The organism is Qipengyuania qiaonensis, from assembly GCF_019711515.1.
Taxonomy (GTDB): Bacteria; Pseudomonadota; Alphaproteobacteria; order Sphingomonadales; family Sphingomonadaceae; genus Qipengyuania; species Qipengyuania qiaonensis.
The window spans coordinates 157,213-172,284 of the sequence record NZ_JAIGNO010000005.1; the positions used below are offsets into that span (position 1 = coordinate 157,213).

General features: G+C 61.3%; 17 protein-coding genes and 1 tRNA gene. 7 read left to right on the plus strand and 11 right to left on the minus strand.

Features of this window, described 5'->3' with window-relative positions:
• Positions 1-31: 31 nt before the first annotated feature.
• Positions 32-793: a TonB family protein gene (locus K3174_RS10105; protein ID WP_345719621.1), complete on the plus strand. Its 762-nt coding sequence runs from the start codon at positions 32-34 to the stop codon at positions 791-793.
• Here K3174_RS10105 and K3174_RS10110 read toward each other — a convergent pair.
• The 6 genes from K3174_RS10110 to K3174_RS10135 all read right to left on the minus strand — a co-directional run bounded on the left by K3174_RS10110 (position 786) and on the right by K3174_RS10135 (position 8,230).
• On the minus strand, positions 786-3,356 hold the full coding sequence (locus K3174_RS10110) for an HWE histidine kinase domain-containing protein (protein WP_221558144.1): 2,571 nt from the start codon (positions 3,354-3,356) through the stop codon (positions 786-788). The two genes, K3174_RS10105 and K3174_RS10110, sit on opposite strands and share 8 nt — an antisense overlap.
• Positions 3,356-3,916 carry a biliverdin-producing heme oxygenase gene (locus tag K3174_RS10115; RefSeq protein ID WP_221558145.1) on the minus strand — a complete coding sequence of 187 codons (561 nt, stop codon included), beginning with the start codon at positions 3,914-3,916 and terminating at the stop codon, positions 3,356-3,358. The genes K3174_RS10110 and K3174_RS10115 overlap by 1 nt, the downstream gene beginning before the upstream one ends.
• Before the next feature lie 152 nt (positions 3,917-4,068).
• Positions 4,069-4,371 carry a polyhydroxyalkanoic acid system family protein gene (locus tag K3174_RS10120; RefSeq protein ID WP_221558146.1) on the minus strand — a complete coding sequence of 101 codons (303 nt, stop codon included), beginning with the start codon at positions 4,369-4,371 and terminating at the stop codon, positions 4,069-4,071.
• On the minus strand, positions 4,371-5,129 hold the full coding sequence (locus K3174_RS10125; RefSeq protein WP_221558147.1) for a hypothetical protein: 759 nt from the start codon (positions 5,127-5,129) through the stop codon (positions 4,371-4,373). Before K3174_RS10125 ends, K3174_RS10120 begins: the two co-directional genes overlap by 1 nt.
• 13 nt (positions 5,130-5,142) lie before the next feature.
• Positions 5,143-6,357: a toxic anion resistance protein gene (locus tag K3174_RS10130; RefSeq protein WP_221558148.1), complete on the minus strand. Its 1,215-nt coding sequence runs from the start codon at positions 6,355-6,357 to the stop codon at positions 5,143-5,145.
• Positions 6,358-6,496: 139 nt separating this feature from the next.
• Entirely contained in the window at positions 6,497-8,230 is a 1,734-nt protein-coding gene (locus K3174_RS10135) for a fatty acyl-AMP ligase (RefSeq protein WP_221558149.1), read from the minus strand.
• A 130-nt stretch (positions 8,231-8,360) separates the two neighbouring features.
• Between K3174_RS10135 and K3174_RS10140 the strand changes: the two genes are divergently transcribed.
• From K3174_RS10140 to K3174_RS10155, 4 genes are read left to right on the plus strand one after another with little or no spacing between them, the layout of a single operon-like run.
• Positions 8,361-8,945 carry a regulatory protein RecX gene (locus tag K3174_RS10140; protein WP_221558150.1) on the plus strand — a complete coding sequence of 195 codons (585 nt, stop codon included), beginning with the start codon at positions 8,361-8,363 and terminating at the stop codon, positions 8,943-8,945.
• Between the two features lie 23 nt (positions 8,946-8,968).
• The gene (locus K3174_RS10145) at positions 8,969-9,442 is read left to right on the plus strand and encodes a DUF192 domain-containing protein (RefSeq protein WP_247712065.1); all 474 of its coding nucleotides are present in this window, start codon (positions 8,969-8,971) and stop codon (positions 9,440-9,442) included.
• Between the two features lie 48 nt (positions 9,443-9,490).
• Complete coding sequence (locus tag K3174_RS10150) at positions 9,491-9,889, plus strand: NADH:ubiquinone oxidoreductase subunit NDUFA12 (protein ID WP_221558152.1); 399 nt, start codon at positions 9,491-9,493, stop codon at positions 9,887-9,889.
• Positions 9,889-10,425: a DUF2155 domain-containing protein gene (locus K3174_RS10155; protein ID WP_247712066.1), complete on the plus strand. Its 537-nt coding sequence runs from the start codon at positions 9,889-9,891 to the stop codon at positions 10,423-10,425. Before K3174_RS10150 ends, K3174_RS10155 begins: the two co-directional genes overlap by 1 nt.
• On the opposite strand, the gene aat is transcribed toward K3174_RS10155, so the two are convergent.
• Entirely contained in the window at positions 10,329-11,012 is a 684-nt protein-coding gene (aat, locus tag K3174_RS10160; protein ID WP_221558153.1) for a leucyl/phenylalanyl-tRNA--protein transferase, read from the minus strand. The two genes, K3174_RS10155 and aat, sit on opposite strands and share 97 nt — an antisense overlap.
• 85 nt (positions 11,013-11,097) lie before the next feature.
• Between aat and K3174_RS10165 the strand changes: the two genes are divergently transcribed.
• Both K3174_RS10165 and K3174_RS10170 read left to right on the plus strand, forming a co-directional pair.
• Positions 11,098-11,173: transfer RNA gene (locus K3174_RS10165), tRNA-Trp, on the plus strand.
• A 55-nt stretch (positions 11,174-11,228) separates the two neighbouring features.
• Positions 11,229-12,113 carry an LOG family protein gene (locus K3174_RS10170; protein ID WP_221558154.1) on the plus strand — a complete coding sequence of 295 codons (885 nt, stop codon included), beginning with the start codon at positions 11,229-11,231 and terminating at the stop codon, positions 12,111-12,113.
• On the opposite strand, the gene thiD is transcribed toward K3174_RS10170, so the two are convergent.
• Genes thiD through glmM form a run of 4 tightly spaced genes read right to left on the minus strand, consistent with a single transcriptional unit; the run spans position 12,110 to position 14,976 of the window.
• A complete protein-coding gene (thiD, locus tag K3174_RS10175) occupies positions 12,110-12,934 on the minus strand; it encodes a bifunctional hydroxymethylpyrimidine kinase/phosphomethylpyrimidine kinase (protein ID WP_221558155.1) in 825 nt (274 codons plus the stop codon). The genes K3174_RS10170 and thiD overlap by 4 nt on opposite strands.
• Positions 12,931-13,155 (minus strand): DUF1272 domain-containing protein, encoded by a 225-nt coding sequence (locus tag K3174_RS10180; RefSeq protein WP_221558156.1) that lies wholly within the window; start codon positions 13,153-13,155, stop codon positions 12,931-12,933. The genes thiD and K3174_RS10180 overlap by 4 nt, the downstream gene beginning before the upstream one ends.
• Positions 13,148-13,639 carry a cupin domain-containing protein gene (locus K3174_RS10185; RefSeq protein WP_221558157.1) on the minus strand — a complete coding sequence of 164 codons (492 nt, stop codon included), beginning with the start codon at positions 13,637-13,639 and terminating at the stop codon, positions 13,148-13,150. Before K3174_RS10185 ends, K3174_RS10180 begins: the two co-directional genes overlap by 8 nt.
• On the minus strand, positions 13,639-14,976 hold the full coding sequence (glmM, locus tag K3174_RS10190) for a phosphoglucosamine mutase (RefSeq protein ID WP_221558158.1): 1,338 nt from the start codon (positions 14,974-14,976) through the stop codon (positions 13,639-13,641). The genes K3174_RS10185 and glmM overlap by 1 nt, the downstream gene beginning before the upstream one ends.
• Positions 14,977-15,072 lie beyond the last annotated feature (96 nt).

Here is a 15,072-nt window from a genome sequence, read left to right on the forward strand (position 1 = left end):
GGGCCGCCCTTTTCTTGTCGCCGGCACGGTAGTGACCGGATTGGGCGGAGCCGCTATCCCGTTTCAGGCGATGGACGAACAGGTCACCCGATATGCGCAGACGCGCAGAAGGCCCAATCCGTGGGTGATCCTGCTGATCGTCCTGATCCATGTCGCCATCTTCTACGTTCTCGTCCGCAGTCTGGCGCCGTCGGCCGTGGCGCGGGTCGAGCAAACGGTGGTGTCCGCCTTTACCGTAACCGTGATAGCGCCCGAACCCGAGCCGGAGCCCGAAGAGCCCGACCCCGCCGGAGCGCAGGGCGATCCCGGTCGTGAGGCGGTGCCCAAACCGGTGGCTGCCCCCGAACCGCAAGTGCGCAGACCCGAAGCTTCGCCTGTGCCACGAGCTTCTTCGACCGGTACGGCGAACAACTCGGGAGCGGCCGACGACGGGGACGGTGCTGGCCGCGCCGGCCAGGGCGAGGGCACGGGAAGCGGCGATGGCGGCAGTGGCCAAGGCGGCGGCGCGGCGACGAAGCCGGTGCTGGTTAGGGCGATCACCGATGCCGGCGCCTTTCCCATTCCGCCCGGGGGACGACAGGTCCGGATCGGTAAGTCGGTAATCGTGCGGCTGATCGTATCGGCGCAAGGCCGCGCGACACAATGCAGCATTTATCGCCCCAGCCCGTTCCCGGAAACCGATGCAGCCGTGTGTCGGCTGGCGCTGGATCAGCTACGCTTCGAACCCGCGCGCGATGCGGAAGGAAATCCGGTCTCCGCGACCTTTTTCTACCAGCAAAGATTCTTCAACTAGCGGAGCTGTCCTCGTCCGTCTCGCTGCCTAAACTACCCATTACCTCAACGAGTTCGTCCCTTCCATAAGGCTTGGTAAGGAGGCCCGCAGCCCCCAACTCATCGAGTCGGTCCTGCATCTCACCGTAACCCGTGGCGAGCCAGAAGGGGATCCCCAGTTCCTTCAGCTTGGCGGCAACCGGTTCGCTATTCTCCTTGCCCAGATTATAGTCGAGGATGGCCATGGCAGGCTGGGATTTGGCGAGGCCATCGAGGGCCCCGGCTACCGAGCTTTCGATCCTGACGTCCGATATTCCTAGGTCCTTGAGACAGTCTTCGGCATCGAGCGCGATAATCATGCTGTCTTCGACCAATAGAACGCTCTTGGGCAAATTCTGGGATCTCATACTGGTTTCTCGCTTGGTCGAACCGGCCGCGCAGCTATCGTCGCGGGAACGCCATTCGACATATCGTGCCGGTATACAGAAGCGGGCTTCGACCCCTTCCAGCCGATAGTCGATTTCGGCTGTGCCATCGAGTTCATAGGGAATGGACCGTTCGATGATTGTGCTCCCGAAACCGCGGCGCTTGGGCGGCTTGACCGGTGGCCCTCCGCATTCGCGCCAGTGGGCGCAGAAATTTCCTTCAGCATCGCGGCTCACGATAACCTCGAGTTTGCCCGACTGGTCGCTGAGCGACCCGTATTTTGCCGAGTTCGTCATCATCTCGTGCATAACGAGCGCCATGACCGTGTAGGCTTCCGGCGCAATCATCGCCTCCGGACCCTGCAGGTCCAGCCGGTCTTTCTTGTCGGTCAGATATGCGTTGGCTTCGGTGGCGATAAGTTCCGAAAACGGTGCATGCGACCAGTTGCCCTTGGTGATGTTGTCATGGGCAGACGCCAGCGAACTTATGCGCCCCCCGACTATATCGATAAAGGTTTCGATATCGGGTGCATCGTGCTTGGACTGGTTGATCAGCCCGCGGATGAGATTGAGAATGTTGCGGACGCGGTGGTTGAGTTCCGCGATCAGAAGTTCCTGCTGCTGCTGCGCCTTCGCGCGCTCCGCCACGGCTTCGTCGGTCAGGCGCAGGATGATCTCTAACAGGGTTACGCGCAGCCCTTCCGCAATATCTAGCTCGGCTTCGGACCATTTCTCCGCGCGACCTTCGACGGTTTCCTGCCAGGCTTCGAAGCTCTTGCGTGGGGTCAGCCGGACGCCGTTCGGACCGGTTTCGACGGGCTTCTCGGGATTGCCCGCCCAGGTCACGGTTTGGGTCAGCGGTTTGCGCCACAGTATAAGATAGTCGCGCGGGGTACGTGACACCGGGATAACCAGAGCGCCTGCTGCACGATCCGCAAACCGTTCGGCCTTGGGCATACGCTCGGCAATCTGATTACTGGCCAACAGGCGACTTGTGGCAGCACCGTTGAGACTGGGAACGATCGCCCGGAACTCTTCCTCGTTCGGCGCGGATCCGCGCGAGTCGTAGATGTCCTCCACGAAAATGCTCACCCCGTCATGCGGAATGACCTGCTGAATGACCGGTTCGATCATCGGCAGGCTCGCAGATAGCGGGGTGCCCGCGGCGACATCGCGCATGAGGCGGGTGTGGACGCTCCGCCCCAATTCGCGGCGTTCTGCAGATTGGCGCGAAAGTGTGCGATCGAGCACCAGCGAAAAGAGTTCGGAAAACAGTTCCGCCGCCGTGCGCTGCGAATAGGGCAGCAGCTTGGGACCGTAGTGGTGACAGGCGAACAGACCCCAGAGCTTGCCGCCGATAATGATCGAGATCGACAGCGAAGCGCCCACGCCCATATTGCGGAGATACTCGATATGGATCGGCGATACCGCGCGTAGCGCGCTCATGCTTAGATCGAGCGGTTCGCCTTGGATCGATACGCTGGGTTCTACGGGCACCGGGATGGCGTTAACATCGGCAATGATGCGGAAGCGATTGCGCAGGTAGAGCGTCCGGGCCTGGTTCGGGATATCGGATTTCGGATAGCGCAGACCATGGAACTTCTCGAGATCGTCCCGCGCAGCCTCGGCTATGACTTCACCCGAAAGGTCGTCCCTGAAGCGATAGACCATGACGCGGTCGATCTTCAGCGAGTGGCGCAATTGTCGCGCGGCCTCGTCGGCGAGCGCCTGTAGGTCGGTGTGCTTTTCCAGCCGTGTCATGATGGGCCGGAGAATGGCTAACTGACGACTAAGATCGCCGGCGGCATGTGGTTCGATCTCTAGGATAGTGGATGTGCCGGAGGTGTGCAGCGCGCAATCGAACAGGCTTTCATCGCCGAACAGCGCGATGCCGAACAACCGCTCGACCTGATCGGCAACGCTGAGTGCTGCCGCGGCGCTACGCAATTGCTCCATGGCGTGGCGAGCGAATAGGCCAGCGAGGGGGGCACCAATCTCGATCGACCATCCAGCGCCGAAGATCTCCTCTAGATTGGTAGACCGGTGCGCGACGAACCAGTCGGAATTGACCGCGACCAGGGCACCGAACGGCTGGATGCACCCCAGCTGATGAATGGGTTCACGATCGCAATTGGACAGCGTTACGGCGTGGGGCTTCATCAGGCCGACTCGATTGCAATGCGCTCGATGGCGACCGCGTTGAAATGCGCGAATGTGGCCTGGGCGGCAATCAGTACCGGACGGTCTTGCTCCGGATCATGTCCTCTTTCGAGCAGCGGCCGCAATTTGGCCCAGTAGTTTTTCATTCGCTCGTCGGCAAGGAACACCATCGGCAATCGCCCGTCGCGCTTTGCGAGCCGTGCGTGGATGGCCCTGTTGCCCATCGACGATCCCGCCAGAACCCAGCACACGCCAAGCGGATCGCAATCGGCCGGAATATCGAGGTCGGGCGCATCGGCCCCGGGTTCCCGACCGAGAGAAAAAAGATCCTCGGCAAGCAGATCTGTCTGACTGGGAGGAAGGTCGAGCCCGCCGGTCGCGGCAAGCCAACGTTCGACGCCCAACCGGGCTCGAAACTGAATGTCGATGAAGCGTTCGTAATCCGGTGCATCGCCCATCACCAGCGCGCCAAGCCGTTTATCGAGCCTCTCGTGACCCTGAGCGGTTTCCGCCTTGAGATAATCCCTGGTGGTGCGACCCACCGCATGTCGTACCGGCATTCGCTCGGCCTCGCTTTCCCTACCGCAACGCCCCCAAAAAGCAGATGCCGTGAAACATCGGCAGCTGAAAATGCACTCTGCTTCGGCGCTAAGCGGCTGAAATAGCAAATCGTTCCTGATGCCGGGAAATAAACCGGCGCTGCTGCACCGGGCTATTTCGGCGCGATCAGCTTCTGTCCGTGCTGGCGAATTGCTCCGGCGACCATCGGTTCGACGAAGGATAGGGCAGGTGGAAGATTGATTTCGAAGATGACCTGGTCTTCCTCGACGATCACGCAGCCGTCTATGCCTTGGCCCATCGCCTTGACCGACAGATCCATACGATCCTCGTGCGGCCAAGTCGTGGTGACATCGGCCATGCCGCCTGGGACGAACTGGCCGATCTCGTGGCTACGCGATTGCAGCCGCCGGCGCACTTCCTCCTTGCCTAGGCTGTGGGGGATCGGAACGCGCATCAGCTCTTGTTCTCCAGCTGCGGACTGGTCTGCGTACCTTCGCCAAACTTGTAGTCCAGATAGCGATGCTTGATCGCGAGGTCGTCGAGCGAGCCTTCGGCGAGTTGCCGAGTAATCGAATCGATCTCGCCGCTAATCCTGCCAAGGCTGTCGGTCAATTGGCGGTCTGGCGTCGATCCGGCACGCTCTTCCGCGCGCAGATGCGCCGGGATGCGGCGATAGCTGTCGATCATCTCGGGCAGCTGTTCGCCCACGAGGCTGCGCACCTCGCGCGCCTTCGGATGGTTCTGGTCGAGCCCGTCGAGCTGCAAGCCGAGCGCGTCCAGCTGTACGCCCATATCGCTGACAATCTTAGCTGCCGGCGGGGGCAGGGCGGGCCGCTGCGCCTCGAGCCAGAGCTCGGTGCGGCTGACCATCTGCTGGACATTACCCTTGTTGATGTCGGCACGTTTGGGTGTCTTCATCTTCGGATAGCTTGAAAAAATAGCCGTCGCCACAGCCGTGGCGACGATGACGGCCATTACACCCCAAAAACCGATACCGCTGAAGATCGCCCCGGCAATCCCGGCGCCGACCCAGATTGTGAAAACTGCGATCAGCAGATTGCGGATTTTCTTGGCAACATGGCTGCGTTTGGCCTTCGCAGCCCCTTCGCCGATCGAGGCTGCGCGGCGATGGCGACCGCCTTCGCGGTTGTCGCGTACCAGCGCCTTGCCTTCGGAGAGGATACGCTCGCTTTCGCGGCTGAGGTCGTTCACGCGGTCAAACTCCTCAGCCCTCGATACTCAGCAGGCTACTTTCGGCAACCTGCTTCTGCGCCTGGGCCTGCCCTTCGGCGCGCGCGATATAGCCCTTCGATTTCTCGACCTCGTCGGTAAGCAGGGTGACGGTCTGCTTCATGCTGTCGAGCGCGCGCAGCTTGAAGCTGTCGACCTCGTCCATCGTGTCGTAGATGTTCTGGAAAGCGCGTTGCAGCGTTTCCAGCGGGATCGTGCTGGCGGCAGCCTGTTCGTGGATCTTGCCGGTCTGGTCGCGCAGCAGCGTGCTGGTGCTGTCGATGATCCCGGCGGTGGTCTCGTTGAGCGCGGTGATCTGTCCCAGAACGAGCCGCTGGTTGGTCATCGCCTCGGCCACCGTCACCGCCGTGCGCAGCGCGCCGACCGTGGTGGTGCTGGCGCGATCGACACCCTTCACTAGCTCGACATTGTTTTTCTTGACCAGGTCGAGCGCGAGGTAGCCCTGCACGCTCACCGCCATCTGGGTCAGCAGGTCCTGCGTGCGCTGGCGGACGTAGAACAGCGCGGTCTCGCGAACCGCTTTGGCCTTGGCCGGGTCGGTCGCGTCGAGTTCGGCGGCCTTGTCCTCCAGCTTCTGGTCCAGCGTGTTGGAGATGTGGATCATCTGTTCCAGATTGCCCATCGCCTCCCACAGCTTCTGCCGCTCCACGTCGATCGCGGCATTGTCCATAATCAGCTCGTCCTTGCCGCTGGCGAGGTTGTTGAGGATCGACTGGATGTGCGTCTGTGCGCTCTGGTAGCTGCGGAAATAGTTGGTCAGCTTGTTGCCGAAGGGAATGATGCCGAGGAACTTGCGCGTGCCCGACAGCTTGCCGCGCTTGCCGGGGTCTAGATCCTCCACCACGCGGCGCAGTTCGGCCAGATTGGCACCGACGCCTTCATCCTTGTCCATCGCACGTACCGGACGGTCGAGGAAGCGGTTGGACATGCCCGCCGCCGCCATGATTTCCTTGCGGCCCATATTGGTCAACTGGTCGACCTTCTTGCCGAATTCGGGCGAATTGGCATCCTCGGAGATAAGGTCTTCGACGAAACCGTCTACCTTGGTTTCCAGCTTGCTCTTTACCTCGTCCGATACCGGCACGAGCCCCGCTGCCTTCTCCGGCTTGACCTCGGGCACCGGATCGGGCGGGGTCAGGTCGAAAGCGGTCTCGGTGGCAGTGGCGGTTTGCGTTTTCGTATCGCTCATGGGCGCGGGTCTCTCCAAGCGGCTATGATCCTGTATTAGGGTGGCAATACACGATCTTCAAGCGCACTGTCACCTGTCACAGCGATAGTGCCGCGCCCCGGCGGGCGAGCGCAAGGCAATTCTACGCTTTGCGCCGAGATCAGGCAGCAAGATCGAGCGGTATGATTTCGCCTGCGAGGTACTGCTTCTTGGCCTTTGCCCGGCTCAGTTTGCCCGAACTTGTGCGCGGCAAGGTACGCGGTGGAACGAGTTCGACGACACAGCTCATGCCGGTAACTCCGCGCACCTTGTCGGCAATCTGGTCGCGCAGCTTGACGCGTTCCTCGGGATCGGACACGCGGCAATGGACGAGTACGGCAGGCGCCTCTTCCCCGCCCTCGGTATCGATAGAAAATGCGGCGATGTCGCCATGGTTGAAGCCCGGCAATTGTTCGACCGCCCATTCGATATCCTGCGGCCACAGATTCTTGCCGTTGATTATGATCATGTCCTTCGCACGGCCGACGATAAACAGATAGCCATCGGTCATGTAGCCCATGTCGCCCGTGTCCAACCAACCATCGACCAGGCAGTCTTGGGTTGCCTCTTCGTTGCGGAAATAGGAATGCATAACGCTTTTGCCGCGACACCAGACCTTGCCGATCTGGTGGTCGCCCTTGATCGCGTCGTTTTCACCGCGGATTTCGACCTCCATCCCCGGGATCGGCTTGCCGCAGTTGACGATCGCGCGATAGCGCGCGGGTTTCGAAAGATCGCGTGGACGGCCCGAAAGGCGCTCCTCCTCGACCAGTTCCACCCGAATGCCTTCTCCCGGCGGCATGACGGTGACGGCAAGCGTCGCTTCCGCGAGGCCGTAGCTGGGATTGAAACTGCTCGCCTGAAAACCGGCATTGGCGAAGGCGTTGACGAAGTTCTGCATGACGTCGGGCCGGATCATGTCCGCGCCATTGCCCGCCACGCGCCAGCGCGACAGATCGAAGCGGTCCTCGACATGGCTTTGGCTGGAAATGCGCCGGGCGCAGATGTCGTAGCCAAAGGTTGGGGAATAGCTCAGCGTGGTGCCTTCGTTACGGCTGATCAGGTCGAGCCAAGCGAGCGGCCGACGGGCGAAATGCTCGGTCCGCAGGTAGTCGACCGAGACCTGGTTGGCGACGAGCGACAGGAAGCAGCCGACCAGCCCCATATCGTGATACCAGGGCAGCCAGCTCACCACGCGGTCGTTAGTGCCGATATGCATCGACTCCGCATGGCCGCGCAGATTGTGAAGCAAAGCTTCGTGCGTCACCGCAACGCCAGTCGGGAAACGGGTGGAGCCCGACGAATATTGCAAATAGCAGATGTCGCCGGGCACCGCTTCGGGCAGAGTGCTTTCAGGAGCGGGGCGCAGTGCGAAATCTTCCCAGCTTTCGCCGGCGCAGCCCTGCCTATCCGCGGCTGCCTTGGCCATCTCGGCAATTTCGCCCGGGTAGATCAGTATTTTCGGGTCGGAACTTTCCAGTTGGACGGAAAGCTGGTCGATATAGCTGTCCTTGCCGCCGAAGGTCGTCGGCAGCGGTAGGGGAACGGGCCAGGCACCCATGAGCGTGCAAGCGCAGAACAGCGCGGCGAATTCGGGGCTGGTTTCGGCCACCAGCGCTACGCGATCTTCCTTCTCGATCCCCATCTCGACGAGGCGATAGGCAGCCTGAAGCGCATCTTCGCGCATTTGCGCGTAGGGATAGACGCGTTCCAGCGTCCCACGCATATCGTGAAAATTGAGGCCCTTGGCGCTGCGTGCAGCGTAATCGATGGCCTCGTTGAAGGTCGCGAATTCCGAACGGCGGCGTGGCAGGTCGCAATCGTTCGGCGTCGGCGAAAGTTCGGCGTCGGTCATAATTTTCGGCGGTACCCGTGAATAGCTGGAGCCTTGCGGCCTATCTCGTTGCTTTGTCCATGCGCAAACCGGCGGCTGCGCATGCTCCCGCGTTTCCCATTCTTAAAGGACTGTGGCAGGAATATGGCCGATGGATGATGAACGCGCAACATTCGGTCGTACTCGCCGCCGGACAAAACCGCTTGATCGCACCCGATTGGAGGAACTGGCGGTTGCTTATGTCGCACGCTTTGCAACCAGTACGGGCAAGCTCAGGGCCTATCTCGAGCGCAAACTGCGCGAACGTGGCTTCGTTGACGAAGAACTGCCTGATATTGACTCGCTCGTCTCGAAATTCGTCGACAAGGGCTATGTGGATGATGCCGCCTATGGTCGCGCCAAGGCAAGCGACCTCACCGCGCGGGGCTACGGATCGCGAAGGGTCGAGCAAAGCCTGCGGTCCGCCGGAGTCGCCGAGGATTTGCGCGACTCTTTGCAACCGGGCGAGCCGCAGAGGCGCCAGGCCGCCCTGATTCTGGCGCGCAAGCGACGCTTCGGACCGTTCGGGGAAATGCGCGATACAGACGCCGAGGAAGGGCGTAGACGGCGTGAAAAGCAGCTTGCGGCTATGGTGCGCGCGGGCCATGACTTCGAGATTGTACGGTGCGTGATCGATGCCCGCACTGTCGAGGAGTTGGAATTATGGCTCGCAGAAGTAGCCGACGAATCTGGGTAAAGGGTCTTTGCACATTTGCTGGCTTGGGAGCGCTCGTTGCCTGCTCGCCGCAGACACAGGCCGAATCCCCGGCGGACAAGGCTGTTTCGGTCACCGAGACTGCCGCACCGGACGTTCATCCCGTTTCGGGGCTGAAGATCATTCCGCTGACGGTTATGCGCGGCGATGAACGCATCGGTTTTCGGGTCGAGGTAGCGGATACGCGCGAGGCTCAAGCGAAGGGGCTTATGTTCCGGACCGAGCTCGGCGACTTCGAAGGGATGATTTTCCCGCATGACGGAAACACTGCCCAAAGTTTCTGGATGAAGAACACCCCGCTGTCGCTCGACATCATCTTTGTTGGCCCGGATAGCCGCATTTCCAACATCGCCGCCATGACCGAACCTTATTCGCTCGAATCGGTCTATTCGGTCGGCCCAGTGCTCGGCGTGCTCGAGTTGCGCGGCGGCCGCGCGGAAGAGCTTGGTATCGAGGCCGGCGATCTGGTCGAATGGTAAGCATCGAATGGCTTGGCCAGCGCGTGCGAATCCGCTAACCGCGCGACCATGAACTTCCTCGGCAAGATTTTCACCTGGTGGGACGGTGCCACGATCGGCACGCTCCTGTGGTCCTCACGCAACGGGGAGCATGTCGGCACCGATGCGCAGGGCAACAAATATTACCGCTCGAAGAAGAAAGCCGGTGACGGTCGCGAGCGGCGCTGGGTGATCTACGATGGTGCCAATGATGCAAGCCGCGTGCCGAGCGAATGGCATGGCTGGCTGCACGGCGCGTTCGACGACATTCCCGAAAGCAATCTGCCGCCCGCTCGCATCTGGGAAGTGGATTATACGCCAAATGCCACGGGCACAGTTGCAGCCTATCGTCCGGCGGGAGCACTCGAACGGGGCGGGAAGCGCGCCAAGGCAACGGGCGATTACGAAGCCTGGTCGCCAGAAGCGTGATGATGCGCAGGGCGTTTGCCCTTCTCGCCACGACAGCGGCGCTTGTGGCCTGCGGGCAAGAATCGGCCGAGCCTGAAGACGCGATCCGGACTACGATCCCCGACAGCGTGCAGCAGGTGGAAATGCCCGAGCAGCCCGCGGAAGAAGCGGACATCGGGACACCAATGCAGGAACGCGTCGCCAAGTTGGGCCTGCTCAACAAGCGCAACAATGTCAGTCAGGATCTCGAAATGCGGCCCGGCGAAGAACGGCGCGTGGGCGACGTGATTGTTCGCTTGCAAGCCTGCGAACGCACGGCCCCATGGGAAATGCCCAAGGAAACGGGCGCTTTCGTGCAGCTATTGGTCAGGCAGCGCGGCACGGAAGATCAATTCCGCAAAGTCTTTTCGGGCTGGCTGTTCAAGAACTCGCCGAGCCTGAACGTGGTCGAACATCCGATCTACGATGTCTGGGTCAAGGATTGCACGATGGACTTCCCGGGCGAAGAGGCCGCGCCGAATCGCCAGACCGCGTCGGGCAGCGAAGCTGCAGCGTAACCGTCGGCTGCGGCCAACAAGTCCATGTATCGCAACTGCGGAAGCGCAACCGCGCCCATGGATGCAAGGTGCTCGGTCATGAACTGACAGTCGAGCAAGGCGTAGCCTGCCTCGTGCATCGCGGCTACCAGCCATGCCAGTGCCACCTTGCTGGCATCGGCCGTGCGGCTGAACATGCTCTCGCCGCAGAATACGCGATCGAAAGATACGCCGTAAAGACCTCCGACCAGTTCCCCGTCCCGCCAGCATTCGATCGAATGAGCGTGGCCGGCCATATGCAGCGCGTTGTAGCTCGCTTCGATCCGGTGGCTGATCCAGCTTTCCGCATGCTCTTCGCGTGGAGCGGCGCATGCTGCGATGACGGCTGCGAAATCGGCATTACAAGTCACGCGGAAACGATCCTGCCTGAGTGTCTTCCTCAGGCTTTTCGACAGGCGGAAACCATCAAGCGGGATGATTGCCCGCTCCCGAGGTTCGACCCAGTACACTTCGGGATCGGTGCGGTGATCGGCCATGGGAAAGACCCCGCCGTGATAGCCGCGCAGCAGCAGTTCGATCGGAATGCGGGAGGAGGCAGGGGCGTGCATCGTCTGCGATGATAGCACTTCATCGAACCGAGCGATATGCGCCTTGCCAAGCGCCGGCCACCATACTAATGCGCGCCCTTCCTGCAGGGGTGTAGCTCAGCTGGTAGAGCATCGGTCTCCAAAACCGAGGGCCACGGGTTCGAATCCTGTCACCCCTGCCATTACCTTGTACATCGGTGCTTGTGCGCCGCCCGCCCGGGGCCTATCGGGCGGGCCATGACCGACAAGAAAAGCGAACGCGACCTTTCGGATCGCAAGTTCTACACGGCCGACAAAGAAGCCGAATTCGAAAAGACCCAGCTAAACCAGACGCCGCAGACCGCGCATCCCGCTTATCGGCTGGCGTTCCAGGATACGGATTTCCTGCTCCGCGACGAACTTCGGCCGGTGCGTTTCCAACTCGAACTGCTCAAACCCGAAATGCTGCTCGACGAAGCCGGCGTGGGTTCCACGCTGGTGATGTATGGCAGCGCCCGTATTCCCCCGCCGGAGGCTTGCGAAACCGCGCTCGAAGGTGCGAAGGACCTGCCCGAGGAAGAGCGGCGAGTGGTCGAGAATCTCGCCAAGAAGAGCAAATATTACGCCGAGGCTTACAAGCTGGCGAGAATCGCCAGCGAGAAGTCGATCATCGAGGATAGCAAGCGCCAGTTCGTAGTGTGCTCGGGCGGGGGCCCCTCGATCATGGAAGCGGCCAACAAGGGGGCTAGCGATGCAGGTGCCGAGAGCATCGGGCTCAATATCATTCTGCCGCACGAACAGGCACCGAACCGGTATGTCACGCCGTATCTTTCGCTGAACTTCCACTATTTCGCGCTGCGCAAGATGCATTTCCTGCTGCGCGCAAGGGCGGTGGCGGTGTTCCCTGGCGGGTTCGGCACCTTCGATGAGTTTTTCGAACTCCTCACCCTGATCCAGACGGGCAAGATGAAGCCCATGCCGATCCTGCTGTTCGGCAAGGATTTCTGGACCCGCGTCATCGATTTCGACGCGCTGGCCGATGAGGGGACGATTTCGAAGAAGGATCTCGATCTATTCCGCTGGTGCGAAGACGCCGAGGAGGCCTGGGGCCATATCAGCGCGTTCTACAAGCTGGATCGCTAAGACTCTTCCGACGGTCTCAGCTTGCGCACGGCCTGATGGCCCAAAGGGCCCGAGCCTGTTCCCAAACCTGGTGCGTTTTCGATCGCAGCGTGCGTGAAGGCTCGCGCGATGCGGATGGCGTGGGTTAGCGGTTGGCGATAGCCTAGCATGGTCGCCAGCGCTGCCGAGAGTGTGCAGCCGGTACCATGGGTGTGCCGCGTCTCGATCCGGGAATGAGCGAAGCTGGCGAGTTTGCCGTTCGGCGAGACGGCCCGATCGATCACCTGTGTCTCGTCACCACTGTGGCCGCCTTTGGCGAGCACCTGCATACCATGCCGCTTGGCCAACGCCGCGGCTGCGTCGTACACTTCGTCGCCGGCTATTGGTGTGCGGCTCGTTAATACCTCCAGCTCGGGTAGATTGGGGGTCACGATGGTGGCGATGTCCATCAGCGCGGCGAAGCCGGCAATCGTGTCCTCATCGGCCAGCACCGAGCCGCTCGTCGCGACCATGACGGGGTCAAACACTATGGGTCCGGCAAAAGTGTCGAGCCGTTCCGCCAGCAATCGGGCGGTCGCGGGCGAGCCGAGCATACCGATCTTGATCGCATCGGCGCCGATGTCCGACAGGCAGCTTTCGACTTGCGCCAGGACGAATTGTGGGGGAAGCGCTTCCACGCCTTGGACGCCGCGCGTGTTCTGCGCAGTTACGGCAGTGATGGCGGTCATCGCATAGCCGCCGAGCATGGTTATGGTCTTGATGTCAGCTTGTATGCCTGCTCCGCCCGAACTGTCTGAACCGGCAATCGACAGGATGCGGGGAGGGGCGGAGTTTTCGCTCAAGCCTTGAACTTCCGCAGGTCGCTGGGCGGATATTTCTCATGCAAATGCCGCGCACGCGTCGGGCGATCCATCAGCTCACCGCCGCAATTGGGGCAGATATCATCAAGCTCGCCCGCACATGTCGCGCAGAATGTACATTCGAAGCTACAGATAAAGGCTCCGGGGCTTTCGGCAGGTAGGTCGCTGCCGCACCGCTCGCAATCGGGCCGCATTTCAAGCATCGGCAGTTCCTTGTTCGCCCGTGTAATACTCTACGCTGTCGGAACTGCAGAAGATATGCCGAATTCCGGTACCGCCGGGGCTATAGATCGACACCTTGCCCGAATCCGGATATTCGCAAGCTTCAACCTTGGCCAGCGTGGACACCGCGAGATATACAAGATCGGCATCGCCGGTGTTGACTATCTGATGAGCGACTTCGGGCCCACCGGTGGGGCAAGAGACGACATCGCGGGCACGCAATAGATAGGTTTCACTTCCGAATCTGAGCGTGCCGATCCCTTGGAGTATCAAGAACATTTCCTCTTCGGCATGGTGTGCATGGAACGGACACTGCACCTTTCCCGGCGGAACCACGGTGAGGTTATAGCCAAGATCGCGCGCACCGATGCTTTCACTGAACAAGGCGCGACGCGAAGCGTAAAGGCCGTTATCCTCGATATCGTCGAACTCAACATCGTCGAGATTTATGACCGGCCCGGGCACTAGATGGCGGCCCGAACCGCGTTGCAGATCCGGTCAACCACCGTTTCCACCTGAGCCGCATCGTCACCCTCGGCCATAACGCGAATCACGGGTTCTGTTCCCGAGGGGCGGATCACGAGACGTCCCCTGCCGATCAGTTCGGCTTCGGAATCTGCGATGACCTGCTTGACCGTTGCGTTCTCCAACGGCCTGCCGCCGGAATAGCGAACGTTCTTGAGCAGCTGCGGGACCGGATCGAAGACATGAAGCAACTCGCTGGCCGGCTTGCCCGAACGGACCATGCTGGCGAGCACACGTAGTGCCGCAACCGTACCGTCGCCGGTGGTGCCGTGGTCGAGCAAGATCATGTGGCCCGATTGTTCGCCGCCGACGTTGAACCCGCCTGCTTTCATCCGTTCGAGTACATAACGGTCGCCAACCTTGGTCCGTTCGAGCGTCAGTCCGATGCCTTCGAGATAGCGTTCGAGGCCGAGATTCGACATGACCGTCGCGACCACGCCACCTCCGCTGAGGTCGCCACGTGCTCTCAGTCGACTGGCGATGAGTGCCATGATCTGATCGCCGTCGATCGTTTCGCCTTTTTCGTCGATCACGATCAGCCGGTCGGCATCGCCGTCCAGCGCAATGCCGATATCGGCGCCCTCCTCGACAACCCGCGCCTTGATCGCGTCGAGCGACGTCGAGCCGACCCCATCATTGATATTGGTACCGTTGGGCTCGACACCCATGGCGATCACTTTCGCGCCCAGTTCCCAAATGGCGCTGGGCGCGACCTGGTATGCCGCACCGTTCGCACAATCGACCACCACTTTGAGATCGTCGAAGCGGATATCGCTGGCCACCGACCGCTTGATCGCGTGAATATAGCGCCCGCGCGCATCGTCGATCCGCCGGGCGCGGCCTATGCGGCTCGGTTCGACCAGCGGCGGCTCGTGTTCCAGCAGGTGCTCGATTGCGGCTTCGGCATCGTCCGACAGCTTGAAACCGTCGGGGCCGAAAAGCTTGATACCATTGTCCTCGAACGGGTTGTGACTGGCGGAAATCATCACCCCCAGATCGGCGCGCATTTCCCTGGTGAGCAGCGCGATGGCAGGCGTCGGCAACGGCCCCGTCATGATCACGTCCATGCCCACACTGGTGAACCCCGCCACCAGCGCACTTTCCATCATGTAGCCCGACAGGCGGGTATCCTTGCCGATCACCACGCGATGACGATGATCGCCGCGTAGGAAATGGGTGCCGGCCGCCTGGCCGACGCGCATAGCGGTGGCGGCGGTCATTACGCCCTTGTTCGTGCGTCCGCGAATGCCATCGGTGCCGAAGAACTTGCGTGCCATGTGGCGGAAATCTCCCATTGCCGGATACCCCATGGCGCGAATGGGCGACGAATAAAAGACCGTCCGCCCCCCTTTTCGCGCACAATATCGTGGCTA